We start from the raw sequence: 22,166 nt of genomic DNA, 5'->3' as shown, positions 1-22,166 counted from the left end.
TTTTTAGATTCCTGTTTTTAGGATATTTTTTAGATGAAAATAAAGGATTTCCGTTTGCTGTGTGGAATTATACACCAAGTCTCTGTATGGAAAAAGGTGGTGAACACACACATGCAAATTACGGATGTCAGACTTCGACGGGTAAACTCCGAAGGAAGAATGAAAGCAATCGCATCCATTACCATTGATAACGAATTTGTTGTTCATGACATTCGGGTTATTGATGGAAACAACGGAATGTTTGTTGCAATGCCGAGCAAACGTACTCCTGATGGAGAATTCCGCGACATTGCGCACCCAATCTCTTCCGGTACTCGGGAGAAGATTCAGTCTGCTGTATTGGCAGAATACGAACGTGCGGCTATTGAAGAGGAAGAAGAAGAAGCGATTGAAGAAGGTGCTTAAGTTTTACTATTGGGGTTTGAAGAAAAGAGAGCCATAACTATGGCTCTCTTTTCTTTTTTCCTAGAATGAGATATATTCAGTAGTGAGTTCAAGAGCAGGAGGTCAAGACCCTTGAAAAGAATGGCTATAATTCTTGCCGCAGGTCAGGGCAAAAGGATGAAATCCAAATTATACAAAGTACTTCATCCTGTGTGTGGGAAACCAATGGTAGGACATGTACTTGATACCGTTAAGCAGGTTAACAGTGAGCGAGTAATCGTGATCGTTGGCCATGGTGCAAAAGCCGTACAAGCTTTTCTTGGGGACGCTGCAGAATATGTGCTTCAAGAGCAACAGTTAGGAACAGGGCATGCCGTTAAGCAGGCTGCACCGTTATTAAGTCATGAGACAGGCTCTACGATAGTCATTTGCGGAGATACACCCTTAGTTACGCCAGAGACGCTAGAAGGCCTTATGCAGTTGCATGAGAGCAACCAAGCAGCGGCCACGGTATTAACTGCCCAAATGGATAATCCCAAGGGGTATGGACGTGTCATTCGTGGAGAAGATGGTAAAGTACTGCGGATTGTGGAGCAAAAGGATTGTTCGCCCCAAGAAGATGCGGTACATGAGATTAATACAGGTACGTATTGTTTTGACAATGGCAAATTGTTCGCAGCACTTGAGAAGGTGACGAATCAGAATACACAGCAGGAATACTATTTGACAGATGTGATTGGTATTCTGGTGAACGCTAACGAAACGGTTCTTGGCTATGTCACAGATGATGCTTCGGAATCTATTGGTGTAAATGATCGTCTAGCTCTTTCTGAAGCAGAACAATTCATGAGAGAAAGAATTGCGAAACGTCATATGTTGAATGGTGTAACTATTATTGATCCATCTTCGACGGTCATTGGTGCAGATGTAACCATTGGTTCGGACACAATTCTGTTTCCAGGAACCATCATTAAAGGATATACTGTTATAGGTGAAGATTGCGTCATTGGTCCTAACAGTGATATTGATTCTTCGATGATTGCTAATAGCGTAATCATTAAGCATTCCGTTCTTGATCATGCTGAAGTTGGCTCGCGAACAACGGTGGGTCCTTTTGCTTATTTGCGACCGGGATCTAAGCTTGGTGAGGATGTTAAGATTGGCGACTTCGTCGAGGTGAAGAACTCTGTTATTAGTAATGGCTCCAAAGTATCCCATTTAAGTTATATTGGAGATGCTATGATAGGGAAGAATGTCAATGTTGGCTGTGGTGCGATAACGGTTAATTACGATGGGTACAATAAGTTTGTGACAGAGATTGAAGACGATGCCTTTATTGGCAGCAATGTTAATCTCGTTGCACCGGTCAAAGTTGGTAAAGGTGCCTTTATTGTAGCAGGTTCAACGATAACAGATTCCGTTGGTGAGAATGAAATGGCGATTGCTAGACAACGGCAGGTGAATAAACCTGGATATGCAGAGAAGCTTCGTAATAAGGCTAAAGATAAGAAGAATAAAGATGAATAACAGACAAGAATTCAATGAATCCGCACGGAGGGTTTTTACTTTATGACTTATTGTGATTCCAAACTTAAAATATTTACTTGTAACTCTAATCCCAAGCTTGCTAATCAAATTGCTGATTATATCGGCATTCCTATGGGGGATTCCCATACGACAAGCTTCAGTGATGGCGAAATTCAAGTCAAATTGAATGAGAGTGTTCGAGGCTGTCACGTCTATATTGTGCAGTCTACTTGTGGTCCGGTGAACGACAATCTAATGGAATTATTGGTTATGGTTGATGCATTGAAGCGTGCTTCTGCGAAGAGCATCAATGTAGTCATACCTTATTATGGGTATGCCCGCCAAGATCGTAAGGCTCGTTCTCGTGATCCTATTACTGCTAAACTGGTAGCTAATCTGATTGAGAAGGCTGGAGCTCATCGTGTCATTACGATGGATTTACATGCTATGCAGATACAAGGATTCTTCGATATCCCTGTAGATCATATGTTGGGAGTTCCGATTATAGCCCAATATTTCCGATCATTACAGATTGAGAATCCTGTTGTGGTCTCTCCAGATCATGGCGGCGTAGTTCGTGCAAGAAAATTGGCTGACTTCCTCAATGCACCGCTTGCTATTATTGATAAGCGTCGTCCTGAGCCTAATGTCAGTGAAGTCATGAACATTATCGGGCACATTGAAGGTAAGACAGCGATATTGATCGATGATATTATTGATACGGCAGGCACGATTGTACTTGGTGCAAACGCACTGATGAAGGGTGGAGTCAAGGAAGTCTATGCATGCTGTACACATCCTGTATTATCAGGACCAGCTATGGAACGACTTGAGAACTCTCCACTGAAGGAAGTTATCGTAACAGATACGATTCCGATCAAACATCTGAACCCAAGTAATAAAATTAGAGTGCTGTCAGTAGCTCCTCTGATGGGTGAAGCAATCATTCGTGTTCATGAAGAATTGTCGATTAGTAAACTGTTTGAGATTGAGTAACAATGCAGAACATAAACACAGGGTTATATCTCCTCGGTAGAGGAAATATAACCCTTATCGTGCATTGTGTTGCAGTATCAATAAAGTCTGATGGAGGATATATACCCAATGAAATGGATTGTAGGACTTGGAAATCCAGGTTCCGCTTATGACAAGACACGACATAACGTAGGATTTATGGCGCTAGATGCTTTAGCTGCGCGACATGGCATCACTTTTGGACCCAGTAAGTGTAAAGCGCTAATAGGTGAGGGTCACATTGGTGGCACGAAAGTGGTCCTTATTAAACCGTTAACCTTTATGAATCTGTCAGGGGAATCTGTCCATGCATTTATGAGTTATTATAAAGCAACACTGGAAGATCTCGTGGTTGTCTATGATGATTTAGATACGACAGTAGGCAAAATTCGGTTACGATATCAAGGTAGTGCCGGTGGACATAATGGTATTAAGTCGATTATCCAGCATACAGGAACTCAAACATTTAACCGAATTCGAATGGGGATATCCCGTCCGGATCCAGGTTTTGCGGTCGTAGATTATGTACTGTCTTCCTTTGCTAAAAAAGAGAAGGAATACGTGCTTCAGATGATTGATCATAGCTGTGATGCCGTTGAGTACAGCCTCAATCATTCTTTTGAACAGACGATGGCTAAGTATAATGGTTTGAAGGATTAATGCTTGAGAGGCTAAATGGGATCAATTCAGGGCATAATGAAGGTATAAAAGACCTTCAGGAGGCATAAAATGTCTATAAAGTACATCTGTCGACACTGTCAAACAGTGATTGGAACCATTGATTCAGCTATTGTAACTGAGTCGCAGCTTGGGTTTCATTCCTTGACCCCCGCAGAACGCCAAGATATAATAGCGTATGATTTAAGCGGCGACGTGACGGTTACAATCACTTGTGACTATTGCAATGATGCGCTCACAAGTCATCCCGAATTAAGCCTATTAAGTAGTCCGCTTCAGTAAAGTTAAGTAAAGGAAATATAGCCTAAGACTTACGTTTACCGTCTTGACGGCGAATTGATCGTCGTTACAGGGCCTTAGCAGTTTGCTGAGGCTTCTTTTGACGGTAAGAAAAGGGATGTAACGCTACACAATCTAGAGATAAAAAGTAAGAATAAGAGAGGTGCCACTTTTGTTACAAGCACTTATAGAATCCTTTTCTAAGGACCCTGATTTAAAATCCATCGTTTCTGGAATTTCGGTAGGTATGAAGGAACAGCTTGTCTCTGGACTATCTGGATCCGCAAGGCAGGTTATGATGGCCTCACTGTATACAGAGGTTAAACGCCCCATGTTAATTGTGACTCATAATATGTTCTCTGCACAAAAAATGGCCGATGACTTACAGGAAGCGCTTTCACCTGATCAAGTGTTGCTCTATTCTGCACATGAGTTAGTTGCAGCTGAGACCGCAGTATCTAGTCCCGAAACGCTAGCGCAGCGTATCGATGTATTGATGAAATGCGCACAAGGGTTCACGGGAATTGTCGTAGCCCCTTTTGCAGGTGTAAGAAGGCTTCTACCTGCTCCAGAAGTGATGGCTAATGCTCAGATCACAATCCAATGCGGAGGTTCGGTGCAGCTGGACACGTTGTTAATGCGAATGGTAGAGATGGGATATGAACGGGTTGAGCGCGTAGAGAATAAAGGTGAGATGAGTATTCGTGGTGGTATTATGGATTTCTATCCGATGACCTTGCCACTCGCGTATCGTGTAGAATTATTCGATGATGAGGTTGATTCTATCCGCACGTTCGATCCAATGGATCAGCGTTCTATTGATAAGGTTCATAAGGTTGTGATTACACCATGCAAGGAAATCATTGCAGATCATAGACGGCTGGATCAGGCAGCAGAGGCATTGGATCTCCTACTGACAGAACAGCTTGATAAAATGACGGATCGTCAGGCCAAGCTTCGCCTCCAAGAGGAAATGAAGCGTGAGATTGATATGTTGCGTGAGCATGTGTACTTTCCAGAAATATATAAGTATATATCTTTACTGTATCCAGAAAAGTGTCACTTATTTGATTATCTTCCGGATGATACGATTCTAATTCTTGACGAGCCTACTAGATTACTAGAAACCGCCAAACAGCTAGAACGAGATGAGTCTGAATGGAATTTACACTTAATGCAGAATGGTAAAATGCTACCTCAATTAGCGTTATCTATTGATAATGACGAAGTTATTTATAAACGCCGATTCCAGACGTTATTTCTCTCTATTTTTTTACGACAAGTACCACACACACAGCCTCAGAACATACTGAATATTACTAGTCGTGGAATGCAGGACTTCCATGGTCAGATGAATGTGCTTAAATCTGAAATGGAGCGTTGGCAGAAGACTGGCGTTCGCGTCATGATGCTAGCTAGCAATGAAGAGCGTATGGAGCGTATGCGTCGAGTGCTACTTGATTACGATATCAATGAGCCAACGATGCTTCAGGGGAACTTGCAGACTGGGTTTGAGTTACCTTCGATTCAATTAGCTGTCATTACAGAGGGGGAAATGTTCTCCCAGAAGCAACGCAAAGTCCGAAAGTTAAGTAAAAGTATTGATAACGCTGAGCGCATCAAAAGCTATACTGAGCTCAAAGTTGGCGATTACGTTGTACATCAGAATCACGGAATAGGTAAATACATGGGGATTGGCACCTTGGATATCAACGGTATTCACAAAGATTACTTACATATCCTGTATGCCGGAGGGGATAAGCTGTCCGTTCCTATTGAACAGGTTGATCTTATTCAGAAATATGTAGGCTCAGAAGACAAAGAACCGAAGATTTATAAGCTGGGCGGTAATGATTGGATTCGTGTCAAGAATAAGGTCCGTTCTACGGTACAAGATATTGCGGATGATCTGATTAAATTATATGCAGAGCGTCAATCCACGCAGGGTTATGCTTTTGAAAAGGATACACAAGAACAGCAAGAATTTGAAGAAATGTTCCCGTACGATGAGACTCGAGATCAAATGAGAGCGATTGAAGAGATCAAGAAAGACATGGAGCAGGCTCGACCTATGGATCGATTGCTCTGTGGAGATGTGGGATACGGCAAGACAGAAGTGGCTATCCGAGCAGCTTTCAAATCTGCGATCGAGGGCAAACAGGTTGCTGTGCTAGTCCCAACGACGATTCTAGCTCAGCAGCATTTCGAGACATTTAAGGAACGATTCTCAGGATATCCTCTTAATATTCAGGTGTTGAGCCGTTTTCGTTCTCGCAAGGAACAGAATGACGCGATCAAGGGAATTCGGCAGGGAACTGTGGATATCATTATCGGTACACACCGGTTGTTGTCACAGGATCTTATCTTTAAGGACTTGGGACTTGTCATTGTAGACGAGGAGCAACGATTCGGCGTTACGCACAAGGAGAAGCTGAAGAAGCTAAAGACGAATGTGGATGTACTGACATTGACTGCTACGCCAATTCCTAGAACACTCCATATGTCCATGCTTGGTGTTCGAGATTTATCCGTTATTGAGACACCGCCTGAGAATCGCTTCCCCGTACAGACCTATGTTGTGGAGCACAGCCATACGCTTGTTCGCGAAGCTGTAGAGCGGGAGCTCGCTCGCGGTGGGCAAGTGTATTATCTATACAATCGAGTGCAAGGGATACAAGAGATGGCAAGTCAGATCACGGCGCTAGTACCTGAAGCTAGAGTGGCCGTAGGACACGGCCAAATGAATGAGTCTGAGCTTGAGAAGACGATTCTTGATTTCTTGGATGGAGAATATGACGTATTGGTGAGTACGAGTATCATTGAGACAGGTGTAGACATACCTAATGTGAACACGTTAATTGTACATGATGCGGATAAAATGGGTCTATCCCAGCTCTATCAGCTACGGGGACGTGTAGGTCGTTCTAATCGTATTGCCTATGCTTATTTCACGTACCAACGCGATAAGGTATTAACAGAAGTTGCCGAGAAGAGACTGCAGTCTATTAAAGAATTCACGGAGCTAGGATCAGGATTTAAGATCGCTATGCGGGACTTGTCTATCCGTGGTGCAGGTAATTTGCTTGGAGCGGAGCAACATGGATTCATTGCTTCGGTCGGTTTCGATCTGTATTCGCAAATGCTTGCTGAAGAAATACAGAAACGAAAAGTGACGATGTTAGGAGAGGAACCTGCACCAGAGAAGGTGTGGAATACACTTATTGACATCGGTATAGATGCTTATTTGCCAGCTGATTATATTTACGATAGCATTCAAAAGATTGAGATTTATAAAAAGGTAGCCGCCACAGCTTCATTTGATGAGGTCTCAGAGCTTGAAGATGAGCTGATGGATCGATTCGGTGAATTGCCGGAAGCTGTCTTAAATCTGCTTGCGGTTGCAAGAATGAAATTATACGGTAAAATGCTGGGGATCGAATCGATCGTGAAGCGTGGAGATGACGTCACACTTAAATTTTATGCCGGTCAAGAGAAGGCGGTAAATCGATCCGAGCTTGTACGAATTGGAAATTCGTTCGAAAGACGTGTACAATTTGAACAAGAGTCTGTTATGACCATTCGGGTCAAGGGTAAGGGGCTTGAAGAAAAGCAGCTGCTGGAACTTCTAGAACGATTTCTTGAAGCCATCCGAGAGCCGTTTAAATTAAAGGGGGAGCTTCAAAATGCTGTTAAATAAAAAAACATGGAAGTTAGTGTCCATTACGCTAGTAGCGGTATTGGCACTATCTTTATTGTCCGCATGCGGTAAGGATAATAAAGATGTTGTAGTTTCTTATAAGGGCGGGGAAGTTACCTTAGCAGAATATAATGTTGGGATGAACGTCCTTACCTTTTTGTCACCAGAGTATGCACAACTTGTAGAAATGGAAGATTTCAAGACGTATCTTGTGAATCAACAAGTGGCATTTAAATATCTGAGTGCGAAGGCGAGTGAAGAAGCGAAGACGAAGGGTGGACAAACCGCTACGGATCAGCTAGCTAAAATGAAAGAAAGCGTTGGGGATGAAATCTTTACACAGATGTTGGAAGAGAAGAAGTTGACGGAAGCCGATTTGAAGGGCTATCTTGAACAAGTGATGATCTCTATGGAGGATATGACACTCAAGGTAAAAGATGAAGAGGTAAAGGCACAATATGATGCAACGAAACAAGATTATACAGTGGCTTCAGTTCGACATGTACTGATCTCAACAACCGATGCTGAAGGCAAGGAACGGACGATGGAAGCCGCTCTGAAGATTGCTAAGGATGTAAAGTCCAAACTGGATAAGGGAGCCGATTTCGCAACAATTGTGAAGGAATATTCCGAGGATCCAGGCTCCGTGGATAATGGCGGTTTGTATGAGGATACTGCTGTAGGCAAATGGGTACCAGAATTCAAGGAGAGTGCGTTGACACTTCCGCTCGATACGATTAGTGAACCAGTCGAGACGAGTTATGGATATCATGTGATGAAAGTAGAATCACGTACCGAGACGACGTTCGAGGAGCTAACACAAGAGCAGAAGGATTCTATTAAGAACCTACTTGGATCCAATAAAATTGATGAGTTCATGACGAAGGATTTACCAGGTCTAATTAAGAAGGTAAATTTGCCGGAATCACCTAAGGCTACGGAAGAAGTACCAACAGTGCCTGAAAATGGACAAGACTCCACGGGAACGGAAGAACCAACAACCCCCGATGCTAGTACAGGCAAAGAGGATGCACCAGTAACGGAAACAGGTAAGTAATTAATAATGTATGAATAAGGAAATGGAAATGGTTGAATACTATGGTCAGATATCACATTGATTCATGGGATTCACCTATTCCCCTTTGGAACAGTAGTTGAACTATCATCTTATGAAAGTGGGGCAACATGTGAAATGAAAGCTACTGGAATTGTACGTCGTATTGATGACCTAGGCAGAGTTGTTATTCCAAAAGAAATTAGACGCACACTGCGAATCCGTGAAGGAGATCCGCTTGAAATTTTTGTTGACCGTGATGGTGAAGTAATATTAAAGAAATACTCTCCCATTAGTGAACTTGGCAATTTTGCAAAGGAGTATGCTGAGTCATTGTTTGAAGGGACAGGTCATATTACGATTATCTCTGATCGGGATACGTTTATTACTGTAGCTGGAGGCTCGAAGAAGGAGTATCTAGATAAACAAATTGGGATACTTATTGAGAATTGTATGGATAATCGCAAGACATTACTGGAAACCAATCAAGGTAACTATGAAATCGGTAAGGACTACCAGGAGACACTTTCATCCTATGTCGTTGCACCGATTATATCCGGTGGTGATCCAATCGGGTCCGTCATTCTTATGAATAAAGATGAATCCGTGAAGATGGCACAGATGGAAGTTAAGATGGCTGAGACAGCTGCGTCTTTCTTAGGCAAACAAATGGAACAATAGAATATCTGAACCATCCAATTCCCGTTATCCTTCGTTCCTTTTTACGGAACAGAGATACGGGAGTTTTTGCGTATCGCTACTTTCAGTTATAATAGAGTAAATCATCTCCAAATAACGACATAAAGTAGGGAAGAACCGATGCGGGAAAGCAATACAGCTTCTAGAATTTTACACGGAGCGTTTATTCTAACGATAGCCAGCATTCTCTCGAAGCTAATTGGCACGTTGCAGAAGATTCCTTTACAGAATATAGGCGGGGATGCGGTGTTTGGTATTTATAACACCATTTACCCGTTCTATTCTCTAGTGATTACCATCGCTATGGCTGGATTCCCGATCGCTATTTCTAAATTCGTAGCAGAGAATGAAGCCGCTGGGAACGTTGGGGAAAGCAGGAGAGTGCTTCGTCTATCCTCATTACTGATTGGTTCGCTCGGTATTACACTCGGAATCTGTACATATATGGGTGCTCCTATGATTGCGCGCCTCATTGACAATTCTCATGTGGTTCTTGCTATTAGGTATGTTTCATTAGCTTTTTTGTTTGTACCCATGATGTCATTGTTACGAGGATTCTTTCAAGGGCATCAGGATATGGTTCCTACGGCCGTTTCACAGATTGTGGAACAGAGTGTACGTGTGAGTGTAATGATTCTGCTCCTACTGTATATGACTGCAAGTCAAGCAGGGCCAGAGACCATTGCGGCAGGGGCGCTATTTGGTTCGGCTGCAGGCGGGGCTGCGGGGTTTCTAGTCATGCTGGTATACTGGCGAAGGTATGTTACAAAGGCAAGGAAGACATCGTCTCTGGAAGTAGCGACGGCAACAGGAACGGTAGCAACAACAGCGACAGCAGCAGTGGAGCTCGCAGCAACAACAAAGTCGAGATCACGCATTATAGTTAGGGGGACAGCGCCTTCCCTGACATCTTTGAGGGTAGAAAGCTCTTGGAGCCTCCTGAAGAGAATGATAGTGTACGCTATTCCTATTTGCTTAGCTTCCTTGGCTATCCCATTAATGAACTTAGTCGATACATTTACGCTTCCCCGCCTACTCAAATCAGATGGATTTAGTGAGGCAGGAGCGATGGTTCAGTTCGGAGTCTACAATCGCGGTATTCCACTGGTCCAACTGGTGACGATGCTTGCGACCTCACTCTCTGTATTATTCATCCCAGCGCTAGCCGAGGCAAGATTTCGAGGGGATAGCATGCTTGTGAAGAATCAGATTCGCCTATCCCTTCGTTGGTTCTGGCTTATCGGGCTTGCGGCGTCCGTTGGTCTATGTGTGCTGGCCACACCGATCAATATGATGTTGTATCAGGATGCCGCGGGCACGGAAACCATGCGCTGGATCGCCTTTACGGCGGTCTTCAGCACGGTGAGCTTGATCTCTGCGGCGCTCCTGCAAGGCATCGGCGTCGTGAAGGCGCCTGCCGTTCATCTGCTCGTCGGCGCTGTAGCGAAGACGCTGCTCAATCTGCTGCTGGTGCCAAGCCTTGGCATTACTGGCGCCGCGATCGCTGGCGTGGCAGCGCACGCCCTGGCTGCAGCGCTTAATGTTGCGCTGCTTGCCCGGAGCACCGATTTGCGCCTTGGCGCCGGTGCTGTACTGGTTAAGCCGGCGATTGTGCTTGCCGGCCTAGCCAGCGCCGCAGGCAGCGCTCAGTGGGCGGCTGGTGCAACGCTGGCAACACTTGGGCTCCATTCGGGGCGGCTTGTTGCCACGATCGAAGGACTTAGCGGAGTCGTGGCAGGTGCAATCGTGTTCGTCGTGCTCATCGCGCTTACGAAGTTGATCAGCGAAGAAGAGCTTCGTATGCTACCGAAGATTGGTCATAGGCTAGCAAAGCTACTCAAACAACTACACATCATGCGTTAGGCAATGGAAGTTACAATAAATAATAAAATGATGATAGAGCGGGGGACGAGTGATGAGCTCCATATTAACGGTTGTAGGTTTAGGATCAGGAAACTCCGATAGGCTCACAGTAGGGATTATGAAAATATTACAGAATGCTTCCAGTGTATATGTGAGAACGAAGGAACATCCTGTCATCTCAGCGCTTGAAGAATGGAATGTGTCGCTTCAATCTTTTGATGAAGTATATGAAACCCATGATTCTTTTCCCGAGGTGTATGATACCATTGCCAATCGATTGATCGGCATGGCTCTTGAAGGTGAAGCAGGGACAGAGATCGTTTATGCCGTTCCAGGTCACCCTATGGTAGCAGAGTCTACAGTACAACTGCTTCGTGAACGTTGCCCCGAGCATGGAATTACGATCCAAGTGCTAGGTGGGGAGAGTTTCTTGGATGAAGCTTTTACAAGACTGGGTTTCGATCCGATTGAAGGCTTTCAGTTATTGGATGCTGTAGGACTCAACAGTATACTTATACAGCCGCAGTTACATACTTTAATTGGACAAGTCTATGATAGCTTTACGGCTTCTGAGGTGAAGCTAAGTCTCATGGAGGTCTATCCGGATGATTATATGGTCATCGTGGGTCATGCTCTAGGCGTAGAGGGACAGGAGAGCATTCTACATGTGCCGTTATATGAATTGGATCGCGTAGAAGGATTCGGTAATCTTTCTCTCGTGTATGTGCCTAAAAGTGATGAGGATCAGCTTCGACAACGTACATTTGAACGACTGCATGAAATTGTTGGTATCCTTCGAGGTCCGGGGGGATGCCCTTGGGATCAGGAGCAAACCCATGACTCCATACGCAAGAACCTTATTGAAGAGACCTATGAAGTGCTAGAGACCATTGATGAGGATGATCCGGAGCATATGCAAGAGGAGCTAGGGGACCTGCTGTTGCAAATCCTGCTTCATTCTCAAATGGAGGAGGAGAACGGAACCTTTAACGTGTATGATGTTATTCAGGGTATTAATGATAAGTTAATCTTCAGACACCCACATGTATTTGGAGATGTTATCGCACAAGATGCCGAATCCGCCCTGAACAATTGGGAAAAGATGAAAGCGGAGGAGAAGCTAAGCAAAGGATTAGAACCGGGGAAGGTATCTGTACTGGATGGAATACCACGTGATTTACCCGCTTTGATGAAGGCGTACAAGCTACAGAAAAAGGCAGCAAAAGTAGGCTTCGATTGGGATCACATTGACGGTGTCTTTGCCAAGATTGAAGAAGAGTTAGCCGAGTTACGAGAAGCTATTGAGCAGGGAAAAAGTCAAGAAGAGCAAGTACTGGAACTTGGTGATTTGTTGTTTGCTGTTTCGAATGCAGCTCGGTTTATTCACACGGATCCAGAGGCGGCGCTATCGAAGACCAATCAGAAATTCACGCAACGATTTCATTTTATCGAGGCATATTTACAAGAACAGGGAAGATCTATTGAAGACAGCACACTTGCAGAAATGGAAGAAATATGGGTTATGGCTAAGACACAAAACGTCAATAAGTTGCAAAATCCGAACTGAAAATATAAAAAACTACAGCGTTAAAGCAGGAATATGAGACTTAATCAAGAATACCCATATAGTGCAATTCCGAATGTGAGTACGGTTTTGTAGATGAATGACCCCAAACGGGTGTTTAACAAATTCTTTATGATATCTTTAGGAGGTAATGAATAATGAACAAGACTGACCTTATTAACAACATTTCTGACAAAAGCGGTTTAACTAAAAAAGATGTTGAATCCGTACTAAACAGCTTTTTAAGTGAGGTTACAGATGCATTAGCAGGTGGAGATAAAGTACAATTGATCGGGTTCGGAACATTTGAAACTCGCAAACGTGCAGGACGTACGGGACGTAATCCACAAACAGGTGTTGCGATTGAAATAGCGGAATCCACTGTTCCAGCATTCAAAGCAGGTAATAAACTTAAAGAAGCCGTAAAATAAGTATGAGAATTGATAAATTCCTGAAAGTTTCAAGGTTAATCAAACGGCGTACGGTAGCAAAGGATATTTCGGAACAAGGTCGGGTCCTCATCAATGGTCGGGAGTCTAAACCTAGCAGCGCGGTAAAAGTGGGCGATGAGATTACTGTCCAATTTGGCCAGAAGCTGGTCACGGTTCGAGTTGAAAGGCTTGCCGAGAGTACTCGTAAAGAAGAGGCTGCAACCCTCTACACCTTGATTAAGGAAGAACCAATTGCTAGAGATAACACTCTAGATTGGTAATAGATTTAAAAGTGATAACGGAGCGTTCTCTTCTTAAGTGAAGAGGGCGCTCTTTCTTATGATCCGAAGTTCTAATGCGATAACGCTTGCCATAAGCTATCTGTATAAGGAGGGGTACATGCTATGATTGAACAAGGTAAAGCTAAGGGTCATGATCTCCAAATGCAGAACCGTAGGCAGATTCATATGACAGGCGTTCAGAATGTGGAGAGTTTTGACAGCGAGCAGTTTATATTGCAGACCGAGCTGGGTCACTTGACGATTAAGGGTCAGAATTTACATATCAAGAATCTAAGCCTAGAGAATGGTTTGCTCTCCATCGATGGGCTCGTGCATTCCCTTGTGTACTTGGAACCCGGATCCCACCATAGTAAAAATAAAGGAATGCTAGGCAAACTATTTAAATGAATCCCTATGCTCAGTGGATAACAATGTTCTGGATGTTATTCTCAGGGGCAATGATGGGACTGGCCTATGACAGCTACCGGGTGTTGTCCAACCAGTTCCGCTTTCCCAAATGGATAATCCATGTATTGGATATAATATATTGGTGTGGGATGGCTGTCTTCGTTTTTCGAATGCTCCATATTAGCAACCAGGGAGAGCTACGTTTTTATGCGTTTATTGGGTTATTTCTAGGGATTTGGAGCTATTTTTTAATCTTAAGTGTTACAACACAGCGTTTTGTGGTAATGTTAATAAAGGTAATTCAGTTTGTATTGTATACACTGCAACGATTAATCATAGTCCTCGTATGGATACCCATCAGAACGATATATCGTATAGTCGTAACAATCTTGCGTGTGATAGGGACATTATTGATGTTCATTCTGGGCATTCTATTACGATGTTTATATCCATTCTGGAGACTGCTAAAGTGGGTGGCTTTACCTGTAATATCAAGGCTGAATAATCAACCTTGGATGAAGAAGGTAAAGGGGATATGTGTTAAATTATGGAGTCGTTGGTCATAAGGAGGGTTCATTCATGAGCAAATATGCCTCGCAGACATCAAGAAGTCAACAGTCAACTAAATATGCAGGCGGGCGCAGACGTTTGGTCATATGGATGTGCTTTATGATTTTTTTTCTGGGTTGGGCAGGCTATACTCTTATGAATCAGAGATCACAGATAGCTGATATTAATATGGAGTTGGTGAAGAAAGAACGCACTCAGGCCGAATCAGACCAGTCTGTATTACAATTAGAATATGAAGTTAATCGATTACAAGACCCTGAATATATCGGGCAACTGGCGCGTAAGGATTATGGTCTATATAGACCTGAAGAAACCCCGATTCGTCCGGATGTATCAAGCCCGTAATATAAGCGATAATGTAGGTCATTACTATATTGACCTTACTTTGCGCATTATGTATAATCAAATCACCACAGCCAAGATTTATAAATTTTGCTGTATATTTTTAAGGGAGGATCATTTTATTCTATGGCAATCGAAGTAGGCACTAAGTTAGAGGGAAAAGTGACAGGCATAACGCATTTTGGAGCATTTGTGGATCTGTCAGGAGGTGTCACGGGTCTCGTTCATATTTCAGAAATCGCTGACAATTACGTTAAAGACGTCAACGATCATTTGAAGATACATGATGTTGTGACCGTAAAGGTAATCAATGTCGACAAGGACGGTAAGATCGGACTATCCATCAAACAAACTGTTGACAAGCCAGTTGAATCTAGACCAGCAAGAAGTCCAAGACCTGAACGTAGCGGTAGTACTGGCGGCAGAGAAGGCGGCGGCGGTGGAGAACGATTTGGCGGTGGCGGCGGCAGAGAAGGTGGCGGTGGTTTCAATCGCGGTGGCGATCGCGATCGTGGCGGGCGTTCATTTAAGCCTCCAGTTAACAAAGCTACATTCGAGGATAAAGTGTCACGCTTCCTAAAGGATAGTGAAGAACGGGCATCGTCTATTAAGAAGAACACGGAATCCAAGCGTGGTGGACGTGGCGCTAAGCGCGTGTAATTGTAAATAATATAAGATAACCGTAGTAGGCCAAAGCCTCTACGGTTTTTTTGTCGCCTAGAATAAATTAGCGACATCTTCCAACTGATTTCCAGTAATCTCATGTTCTATCGCTAGTCTAAAATGGGGGTTTGCTCACTATTCGTAACCAGTTGAGGATGACTATGGCAGATTTAAAGCGCTATGCGCTAGGCGATTGAGGCATATCCCCGACATTCCGCGGGCAAGGCTTTTTTGTCGGAAATTTCTTAAAGGCCTGTCCGCTGTTCTGACAAACTTTCTCGTGAAGACCACTTTATAATGATATCAACAAACTTTATAAGGGTGGTGTCACAATTTTGGAAAAGAGAAACATAGTAAACTTTCCTGGTGTTCACGCGGCTGAAAGATCGAAGTCAGCTTATCAAGCCGAACCTTGGATGACACGGATGACACAGGGGCGTGTTATTCGACGACTGGGTTATTTTATTGCAACGAAGAAGTGGATGCTATTGCTGACACTCATGGGGTTCCTATTGGGAAAGGCGATGATATTGGACGAGCTCTCCCCTTTTGCATTAGCATTCTTTGCTGTCATTGCATTCATAAGGAGAGATTATCTTCCGATCGTTACAGTCGCAATCATTGCAGGTAGTTTATTCGCGCCATTTCCCGTACCGTTGTTGATTGCAGCAGAAATGTTCATTTTTTATCTTATTCATAAGGGACTTGAATCTTTTGAACATGCCGAATTATCGTATGCGCCTCTGATGGTATTTGTATGTACTTTCTGCGTTAATGTATTCTACGTTCTGTTAGGGCCATCGCTAACATGGTATACGCTACTCATGATGACATTGGATGCTGTATTGAGCTTCGTGCTCACGATGGTATTTATTCAAGCCATTCCGGTATTTACTTATCGCAATAAAAACTACCAGCTGAAAAATGAGGAAGTTCTCTGCTTAATTATTTTATTAGCATCTGTTATGACGGGAGCGGTAGGTTGGAGCATCTATTCATTATCGATCGAGCATATTCTTTCTCGTTATCTGATTCTGTTGTTTGCTTTCGTAGGTGGGGCATCGTTAGGGGCTTCTGTTGGTGTCATTACAGGTCTTATTCTCAGTTTGGCCGATGTTTCAGCCATTTATCAGATGAGCCTGCTCGCATTCTCCGGTATGCTTGCTGGTATGTTACGTGAAGGACATCGAGCTATGGTGGCTATTGGAATGCTATTAGGTTCATCCATTCTTTCGATTTATTTCATAGGACCAGAGAGTGTGATGACTTCTACCTGGGAGACTTGTGCAGCTATTATCCTCTTTATGATGACGCCCAAAATCGTTATTGGCATGATTTCTAAATATATACCTGGAACGCAGGATCATACGAAGTCCCAACATGAATATGCAAAGCGAGTACGTGATTTGACGGCAGACCGGGTTACACAATTCTCACAGGTGTTTAGACAGTTATCTCAAAGCTTTGGTCAGATTTCAGGTGCATCGGAAGTCAGCAAGCGTACAGAAGAGATGGATCATTTCATGAATGCTGTCTCAGAGGGAACGTGTGCGGGATGCTTTAAGAACCAACACTGTTGGGATACAAAGTTTTATCAGACGTATAAATATATGACAGATATGATGAGTGCAATAGAGGATCAACCCAATCTTTCTCCTGACAAGTTGCCATCTGAATGGAATCGGGTATGTCACAAGACGGGTGATGTTCTTGAAGTCATGAAGAAACAGTACCAGCTCTATCAAAATGATATGCAGTGGAAACGCCAAATATACGATAGCAGGCATCTAGTAGCAGAACAATTATCTGGTGTATCTCAGGTCATGGATGATCTGGCCCGAGAAATCAAGCGTGAAGGGCAAGCTATGTATAAGCAGGAAGAAGAAATTAGGGAAGCGCTGGAGAAGATGGGGTTGTCTATTCATGGGATCGATATTATCAATCTTGACTCAGGGCATGTGGAGATTGAGATTGTTCATGCCTATATGAGAGGGTATGACGAGTGTCGCAAAATCATTGCTCCGCTTCTCTCCAATATTCTAGATGAACATATTGCTGTAGTGCAGGAGACAGCCTCTACTACTCGCGATGGACTAGCGACAGTTGTATTCGGCTCAGCCAAAGCATTTGAAATAACAACCGGGGTTGCGGGCGCAGCCAAAGGTGGGGATGTATTCTCAGGGGACAGCTTTAGCACAGTGGAAATGGGCAATGGCACTTTTGCAGTCGCTTTAAGTGATGGCATGGGCAACGGAGAACGTGCGCGCCAAGAGAGTAGTTCAGCCCTTAATATATTGGAGCAGCTTCTGCAATCGGGAATGGATGAGAAGTTAGCGATCAAATCTGTTAATTCTATCTTACTACTTCGATCACCTGATGAAATATATGCTACGGTGGACATGGCATTGATTGATCAATTCACAGCGGAGACGACATTTATGAAGATTGGTTCAACTCCAAGTTTTATTAAAAGAGGGCAGGAGGTTATTCTTGTCTCTGCAAGTAATCTTCCAATTGGTATTATTCAGGAAATTGAAGTGGATCTAGTTACGATACAACTTCAAGCTGGCGATATTCTCATTATGATGACAGACGGTCTATATGATGCTCCGGGCTATGCGGTGAATAAGGAAATCTGGATGAAGAGAATTATTCAAGAGATTGAGAGCAATGACCCTCAATATATTGCAGAATGTTTGTTAGAGAAAGTGATTCGTTATCAGCAGAATCAAATTATGGATGACATGACCGTCGTTGTAGGTAAAGTAGAGCGCTATCAACCAGAGTGGGCAACACTACATGTTCCAGGATTGGAACGGCTGGAACGACCACGCACAGTAAGCTAGTTATGACGTAGTAGCCCAGAATAGTATCGCATCGCTTTGAAACCTTGGTTTGAAATCTCTCATTGTTGGAAATGATAGAGAGAAGGATATAACCATTGGGAGGGTGATGGATTATGAAACAAATTTTGCTAATTACAGATGGATGTTCAAATATGGGGGTAAGCCCTATTCTAGCGGCGGCACATGCTCTAGAAGATGGGATTACTGTAAATGTTGTAGGAGTCATAGATTACGGAACCATCGGGGAACTTGGTAGTCTGGAAATTTCGGAGATTGCCAAAGCGGGCGGAGGAATTAGTCGTATTGTTGGGACTCAGAAATTAGCTCAGACGATGCAAATGATGACTCGTAAGACGGTGGTACAGACGATTCAACAAGCAGTTAATAGAGAATTGAAACATATTCTAGGGGATTCAACGATTGAAGACTTACCGCCACAGCGTCGTTCACAGGTGGTTGAGGTCGTGGATGAACTGACAGAGACTACGGCACTTCAAGTAGCCTTACTTATTGATGCTAGTGCAAGCATGAAGCCGAAGCTATCCGCTGTGGAAGAAGCGATTCGAGATTTGATGTTGAGTTTACAGGCTAGGGAAGGAATTAGTGAGTTAGCTGTATTTCATTATCCGGGAAGGCACAGTGAAGAGGATGCTATTATGAATGTGAATTGGACAACAGATCATGCTAACCTAAAGTCATTGTTCAACCGAATTCAAATGAAGGGTGCTACACCTACGGGGCCTGCGATCATGAAGGTGATTGATTTCTTTCGATATGGTACACTAGACAAACATCAAACATGGCGGGAAAATTCCGATGAGGGAGAAGGGATACTCGGTGGCAAAGTCGTCTAATGCCGAATACTCACCCGGTACGATCATCGCGGGGAAATGGCGGAGTAGCCGCTTTGTAATCCAGCGTGTACTCGGAAGTGGCGCGAATGGAACCGTTTATCTGGTTCAAAAGGTAGGTCATCGGGAGTATTATGCGCTAAAGATGGGTAATGATACACTGGAGCTACAATCAGAAGTGAATGTTCTGACTTCATTGCAGGCAGAGCGGAAAAAGAAGGATAAAAAAGAGGGTATTGCACATCGTCCCTATTTACTAGAAGTGGATGATTATCCAGTGCAGAAACGCGACATTCCTTTTTATGTGATGCGATATGTAGAGGGAAGCCCCTTACATTGGTTTATACGAAAGCGCGGGAAAGAGTGGGTAGGAATAGTTGGTCTGAGGCTCTTAGCGAAGCTTCATGATCTACACCAATTAGGATTTGTGTTCGGAGACCTGAAACCTGAGAATGTGATGGTATCGGAGTATGGAGAAGTCGAGCTCATTGATTATGGTGGTGTAAGTTCCATAGGTCGTAGCGTGAAGCAATTTACGGAATGGTATGATCGGGGATACTGGAATGCCGGTACTCGAATTAGCGATGAAGGCTATGATCTATTTTCCTTTGCAGTTCTTTGCATTCATTTACTTCATGAGGACTCACTGAAGGCAACATCGTCACAGCATCTTCCACAGACTCGTAGCATGTCTGATCTATTGTCACTTGTTCAGCGTAGTCATAGGCTTAAGCCTTACGCGGCATGGTTGACGAAGGCTATTCGCGGCGAATTTGAAGGGTCCGATCAAGCTTGGAAATGTTGGAGGCAACAGATATATAAACCCGTCTCCCTTAGTAGCCCCATAATCAAGACACCACGCTGGTTAAGGATTGCATTTACCTTGTCGATCTTGTTGTTATGTGGTGTCGTTTATTTGGCGGTTTGGTTATAAAGTTATTATGGCAGAAAAGGAGCAACTGGACATGAGTATGCACATATTAGTAGAACATGTGCTTCAGACTGCGAAAGAACAGAGTCTATGGATCCCTGATGATACGATCATAGTCGCAGTCTCCGGTGGTCCGGATTCTGTGGCTCTTTTGCATGTTATGCACGAAATATCACAGAAGCATACTCCCCTAAAACTTATATGCGCCCATGTTCACCATGGCTTCCGGGTGGAATCCGATGATGAAGCTGTGATGGTGCAGGAAACGGCAGAAGGGCTTGGTATTCCATTTGTGATGGGGGCAGTCGATGTTCCTGCCTATATGACAGAGAGTGGTAAGGGATCCCAAGAAGCAGCGAGGGAAAAGCGATATGAGTTTCTAATGAAAGTGGCAGTGAAATATGGTGCACGATCTATCGCTCTGGCACATCACGCGGACGATCAAGCAGAAACGGTGCTGCTTCACCTACTGCGGGGAAGCGGGCCATCTGGTCTTGTTGGCATGAAGTTTAAAAGAATCATAAAAAACATGGAACTTATTCGCCCGCTTTTACGTATATACAAAACAGACCTGGTAGATGTCTGTGAAAGTGAAAAACTTCAATATGCCGTTGATCACAGTAACCTGCAAACCAAGTATAGACGGAATGCAATCCGTCTGGATATACTACCTCATTTAGGGCAATATAATGGGCAGATTACACAGTCATTGAATCAATTAGCAAGTATGATGACTGCTGAGGATGAATACATGGAGCTTGCTGCCGAGAAAGTGTTCCGCGAATTAGTGCAGACAAGCGACGGAAGGTTCACCTTTGGGGTACCTTCCTTTTTGAGCATACATGTCGCTTTACAACGGAGGATGATTAAACTAATATTAAATTACATGTCAGTGGACTCTGAACTTATCGATTATAACAAGATAGAGTCCCTTCGCGAAGCGATCATGAGTAATCTTTCCACCACTTGGAGCCGAGATCTAGGCGGGGGATTTGTATGCATACGCGAATATGATATTATTACATTTCAGCCTAAGTCACATATGCAACGATTAAGCTATACATATCAACTAAGTACAGCTGTTCCAGAACATATGGTGAGTGAGATTGGAAAGGTCTTGAGAATGTCAGTAGAGCCGAGAAATGGAATGTCATGGTCAAGAACAGAACTAGGTGAGCATGAAGCCGTGTTTGATGCAGATCAAATCGTATTCCCCTTGACTTTGCGCTGCAGGCTAGATGGCGATACCATGAGAGTGATGGGGTTAAACGGTAGTAAAAAGGTGAAGGATATTTTCATCGATGATAAGATCCCCCCATCCATACGCTCTCAAATACCTATGATTCTTGATGGAAATAACGACATCATTTGGATACCAGGCATACGACGCTCCATCCATGCGCCTATTAATCAGCAGACCATTTCTGTTCTTCATTTGTCTTTGGAAGATACAAATGCATTGGAATTGGGTTAATAGTAAGGGCATGTAGTCTTATAGTTAAACTTAGGGGGTTCAGTCAGTTGCAGAATGATATACTAGAAGTACTCATTAGCGAAGAAGACATTAGGGAGAAAGTTGCAGAACTCGGAGCCAAGTTAAGTGCCGAATATGCAGGACGCAATCCTCTGGTGATTTGCGTTTTGAAGGGTGCCTTTATTTTTATGGCAGATCTGGTTAAACAAATAACCGTGCCTTTAGAAATTGATTTCATGGCGGTGTCGAGCTATGGTGCATCCACCCAATCTTCAGGAGTAGTCAAAATCATTAAGGACCTAGACGTTTCAGTAGAGGGTCGGGATGTGCTGATCGTAGAAGATATTATCGACAGCGGACTTACACTCAGTTACTTAATTGAGTTGTTAAATAATCGGAATGCAAAATCAACGTGTGTCGTTACACTATTTGACAAACCCGTTGGTCGTACGGTAAATTTACAAGCAGATTATACTGGATTTAGACTACCTGACGCCTTTGTCGTTGGATATGGTTTGGACTATGCAGAGAAATACCGGAACTTGCCCTATGTTGGGGTACTAAAACCGGAGATTTATAGTCAGTAATCCTAAGGCATAGTCCTTGTATA

21 protein-coding genes are annotated in these 22,166 nt (G+C 43.6%); all 21 read left to right on the top strand.

Annotated elements, in window-relative coordinates; genetic code table 11:
* Nucleotides 1-111 precede the first annotated feature (111 nt).
* The 21 genes from spoVG (at nucleotide 112) to hpt (ending at nucleotide 22,143) form a co-directional block, all read left to right on the top strand.
* On the top strand, nucleotides 112-405 hold the full coding sequence (gene spoVG / locus ACP8HI_RS22285) for a septation regulator SpoVG (RefSeq protein ID WP_438348313.1): 294 nt from the start codon (nucleotides 112-114) through the stop codon (nucleotides 403-405).
* Nucleotides 406-516: 111 nt separating this feature from the next.
* Nucleotides 517-1,911, top strand: a complete 1,395-nt coding sequence (gene glmU / locus ACP8HI_RS22280; RefSeq protein ID WP_438348312.1) for a bifunctional UDP-N-acetylglucosamine diphosphorylase/glucosamine-1-phosphate N-acetyltransferase GlmU — start codon at nucleotides 517-519, stop codon at nucleotides 1,909-1,911.
* A gap of 42 nt (nucleotides 1,912-1,953) precedes the next feature.
* Nucleotides 1,954-2,907, top strand: coding sequence for a ribose-phosphate diphosphokinase (locus tag ACP8HI_RS22275; protein WP_438348311.1), 954 nt, complete (start codon nucleotides 1,954-1,956; stop codon nucleotides 2,905-2,907).
* Nucleotides 2,908-3,015: 108 nt separating this feature from the next.
* A complete protein-coding gene (gene pth / locus ACP8HI_RS22270; RefSeq protein WP_438348310.1) occupies nucleotides 3,016-3,585 on the top strand; it encodes an aminoacyl-tRNA hydrolase in 570 nt (189 codons plus the stop codon).
* Nucleotides 3,586-3,654: 69 nt separating this feature from the next.
* Nucleotides 3,655-3,885: an anti-sigma-F factor Fin gene (locus tag ACP8HI_RS22265; RefSeq protein ID WP_438348309.1), complete on the top strand. Its 231-nt coding sequence runs from the start codon at nucleotides 3,655-3,657 to the stop codon at nucleotides 3,883-3,885.
* A gap of 169 nt (nucleotides 3,886-4,054) precedes the next feature.
* Nucleotides 4,055-7,579 carry a transcription-repair coupling factor gene (mfd, locus tag ACP8HI_RS22260; protein WP_438348308.1) on the top strand — a complete coding sequence of 1,175 codons (3,525 nt, stop codon included), beginning with the start codon at nucleotides 4,055-4,057 and terminating at the stop codon, nucleotides 7,577-7,579.
* Nucleotides 7,566-8,636, top strand: coding sequence for a foldase protein PrsA (locus ACP8HI_RS22255; protein WP_438348307.1), 1,071 nt, complete (start codon nucleotides 7,566-7,568; stop codon nucleotides 8,634-8,636). Before mfd ends, ACP8HI_RS22255 begins: the two co-directional genes overlap by 14 nt.
* A gap of 135 nt (nucleotides 8,637-8,771) precedes the next feature.
* A complete protein-coding gene (gene spoVT / locus ACP8HI_RS22250) occupies nucleotides 8,772-9,314 on the top strand; it encodes a stage V sporulation protein T (RefSeq protein ID WP_438351946.1) in 543 nt (180 codons plus the stop codon).
* A 138-nt stretch (nucleotides 9,315-9,452) separates the two neighbouring features.
* Nucleotides 9,453-11,195 (top strand): putative polysaccharide biosynthesis protein, encoded by a 1,743-nt coding sequence (locus ACP8HI_RS22245; RefSeq protein WP_438348306.1) that lies wholly within the window; start codon nucleotides 9,453-9,455, stop codon nucleotides 11,193-11,195.
* A 52-nt stretch (nucleotides 11,196-11,247) separates the two neighbouring features.
* On the top strand, nucleotides 11,248-12,762 hold the full coding sequence (gene mazG / locus ACP8HI_RS22240) for a nucleoside triphosphate pyrophosphohydrolase (RefSeq protein ID WP_438348305.1): 1,515 nt from the start codon (nucleotides 11,248-11,250) through the stop codon (nucleotides 12,760-12,762).
* A 155-nt stretch (nucleotides 12,763-12,917) separates the two neighbouring features.
* Nucleotides 12,918-13,190, top strand: coding sequence for an HU family DNA-binding protein (locus tag ACP8HI_RS22235; RefSeq protein ID WP_438348304.1), 273 nt, complete (start codon nucleotides 12,918-12,920; stop codon nucleotides 13,188-13,190).
* A gap of 2 nt (nucleotides 13,191-13,192) precedes the next feature.
* Nucleotides 13,193-13,471: an RNA-binding S4 domain-containing protein gene (locus tag ACP8HI_RS22230; RefSeq protein WP_438348303.1), complete on the top strand. Its 279-nt coding sequence runs from the start codon at nucleotides 13,193-13,195 to the stop codon at nucleotides 13,469-13,471.
* Between the two features lie 123 nt (nucleotides 13,472-13,594).
* The gene (yabP, locus tag ACP8HI_RS22225; RefSeq protein WP_438348302.1) at nucleotides 13,595-13,879 is read left to right on the top strand and encodes a sporulation protein YabP; all 285 of its coding nucleotides are present in this window, start codon (nucleotides 13,595-13,597) and stop codon (nucleotides 13,877-13,879) included.
* A complete protein-coding gene (gene yabQ / locus ACP8HI_RS22220) occupies nucleotides 13,876-14,445 on the top strand; it encodes a spore cortex biosynthesis protein YabQ (RefSeq protein ID WP_438348301.1) in 570 nt (189 codons plus the stop codon). Before yabP ends, yabQ begins: the two co-directional genes overlap by 4 nt.
* 13 nt (nucleotides 14,446-14,458) lie before the next feature.
* Nucleotides 14,459-14,794: an FtsB family cell division protein gene (locus tag ACP8HI_RS22215; protein WP_438348300.1), complete on the top strand. Its 336-nt coding sequence runs from the start codon at nucleotides 14,459-14,461 to the stop codon at nucleotides 14,792-14,794.
* A gap of 123 nt (nucleotides 14,795-14,917) precedes the next feature.
* A complete protein-coding gene (locus ACP8HI_RS22210) occupies nucleotides 14,918-15,451 on the top strand; it encodes a S1 domain-containing RNA-binding protein (protein ID WP_438348299.1) in 534 nt (177 codons plus the stop codon).
* A gap of 335 nt (nucleotides 15,452-15,786) precedes the next feature.
* The gene (spoIIE, locus tag ACP8HI_RS22205; protein ID WP_438351945.1) at nucleotides 15,787-18,300 is read left to right on the top strand and encodes a stage II sporulation protein E; all 2,514 of its coding nucleotides are present in this window, start codon (nucleotides 15,787-15,789) and stop codon (nucleotides 18,298-18,300) included.
* Between the two features lie 113 nt (nucleotides 18,301-18,413).
* Nucleotides 18,414-19,154: a hypothetical protein gene (locus ACP8HI_RS22200; protein ID WP_438348298.1), complete on the top strand. Its 741-nt coding sequence runs from the start codon at nucleotides 18,414-18,416 to the stop codon at nucleotides 19,152-19,154.
* Nucleotides 19,138-20,085 carry a serine/threonine protein kinase gene (locus ACP8HI_RS22195; RefSeq protein WP_438348297.1) on the top strand — a complete coding sequence of 316 codons (948 nt, stop codon included), beginning with the start codon at nucleotides 19,138-19,140 and terminating at the stop codon, nucleotides 20,083-20,085. Before ACP8HI_RS22200 ends, ACP8HI_RS22195 begins: the two co-directional genes overlap by 17 nt.
* A 31-nt stretch (nucleotides 20,086-20,116) precedes the next feature.
* Nucleotides 20,117-21,556, top strand: coding sequence for a tRNA lysidine(34) synthetase TilS (gene tilS, locus ACP8HI_RS22190; RefSeq protein WP_438348296.1), 1,440 nt, complete (start codon nucleotides 20,117-20,119; stop codon nucleotides 21,554-21,556).
* A 47-nt stretch (nucleotides 21,557-21,603) separates the two neighbouring features.
* Complete coding sequence (gene hpt / locus ACP8HI_RS22185) at nucleotides 21,604-22,143, top strand: hypoxanthine phosphoribosyltransferase (RefSeq protein ID WP_438348295.1); 540 nt, start codon at nucleotides 21,604-21,606, stop codon at nucleotides 22,141-22,143.
* Nucleotides 22,144-22,166 lie beyond the last annotated feature (23 nt).

The organism is Paenibacillus sp. FA6 (assembly GCF_051550225.1).
In the GTDB taxonomy this organism is placed as follows: domain Bacteria; phylum Bacillota; class Bacilli; order Paenibacillales; family Paenibacillaceae; genus Paenibacillus_AQ.
The sequence above is the reverse complement of the archived record's forward strand: the minus strand, read 5'-3'. Positions and strand labels throughout refer to the sequence as shown.

Excerpts from the sequence above, each read along its gene's own strand:
- spoVG (WP_438348313.1), top strand. The coding sequence starts at position 112 with ATGCAAATTACGGATGTCAGACTTCGACGGGTAAACTCCGAAGGAAGA.
- ACP8HI_RS22275 (WP_438348311.1), top strand. The coding sequence starts at position 1,954 with ATGACTTATTGTGATTCCAAACTTAAAATATTTACTTGTAACTCTAAT.
- pth (WP_438348310.1), top strand. The coding sequence starts at position 3,016 with ATGAAATGGATTGTAGGACTTGGAAATCCAGGTTCCGCTTATGACAAG.
- ACP8HI_RS22265 (WP_438348309.1), top strand. The coding sequence starts at position 3,655 with ATGTCTATAAAGTACATCTGTCGACACTGTCAAACAGTGATTGGAACC.
- ACP8HI_RS22255 (WP_438348307.1), top strand. The coding sequence starts at position 7,566 with ATGCTGTTAAATAAAAAAACATGGAAGTTAGTGTCCATTACGCTAGTA.
- spoVT (WP_438351946.1), top strand. The coding sequence starts at position 8,772 with ATGAAAGCTACTGGAATTGTACGTCGTATTGATGACCTAGGCAGAGTT.
- ACP8HI_RS22245 (WP_438348306.1), top strand. The coding sequence starts at position 9,453 with ATGCGGGAAAGCAATACAGCTTCTAGAATTTTACACGGAGCGTTTATT.
- mazG (WP_438348305.1), top strand. The coding sequence starts at position 11,248 with ATGAGCTCCATATTAACGGTTGTAGGTTTAGGATCAGGAAACTCCGAT.
- ACP8HI_RS22235 (WP_438348304.1), top strand. The coding sequence starts at position 12,918 with ATGAACAAGACTGACCTTATTAACAACATTTCTGACAAAAGCGGTTTA.
- ACP8HI_RS22230 (WP_438348303.1), top strand. The coding sequence starts at position 13,193 with ATGAGAATTGATAAATTCCTGAAAGTTTCAAGGTTAATCAAACGGCGT.
- yabP (WP_438348302.1), top strand. The coding sequence starts at position 13,595 with ATGATTGAACAAGGTAAAGCTAAGGGTCATGATCTCCAAATGCAGAAC.
- yabQ (WP_438348301.1), top strand. The coding sequence starts at position 13,876 with ATGAATCCCTATGCTCAGTGGATAACAATGTTCTGGATGTTATTCTCA.
- ACP8HI_RS22215 (WP_438348300.1), top strand. The coding sequence starts at position 14,459 with ATGAGCAAATATGCCTCGCAGACATCAAGAAGTCAACAGTCAACTAAA.
- ACP8HI_RS22210 (WP_438348299.1), top strand. The coding sequence starts at position 14,918 with ATGGCAATCGAAGTAGGCACTAAGTTAGAGGGAAAAGTGACAGGCATA.
- ACP8HI_RS22200 (WP_438348298.1), top strand. The coding sequence starts at position 18,414 with ATGAAACAAATTTTGCTAATTACAGATGGATGTTCAAATATGGGGGTA.
- tilS (WP_438348296.1), top strand. The coding sequence starts at position 20,117 with ATGAGTATGCACATATTAGTAGAACATGTGCTTCAGACTGCGAAAGAA.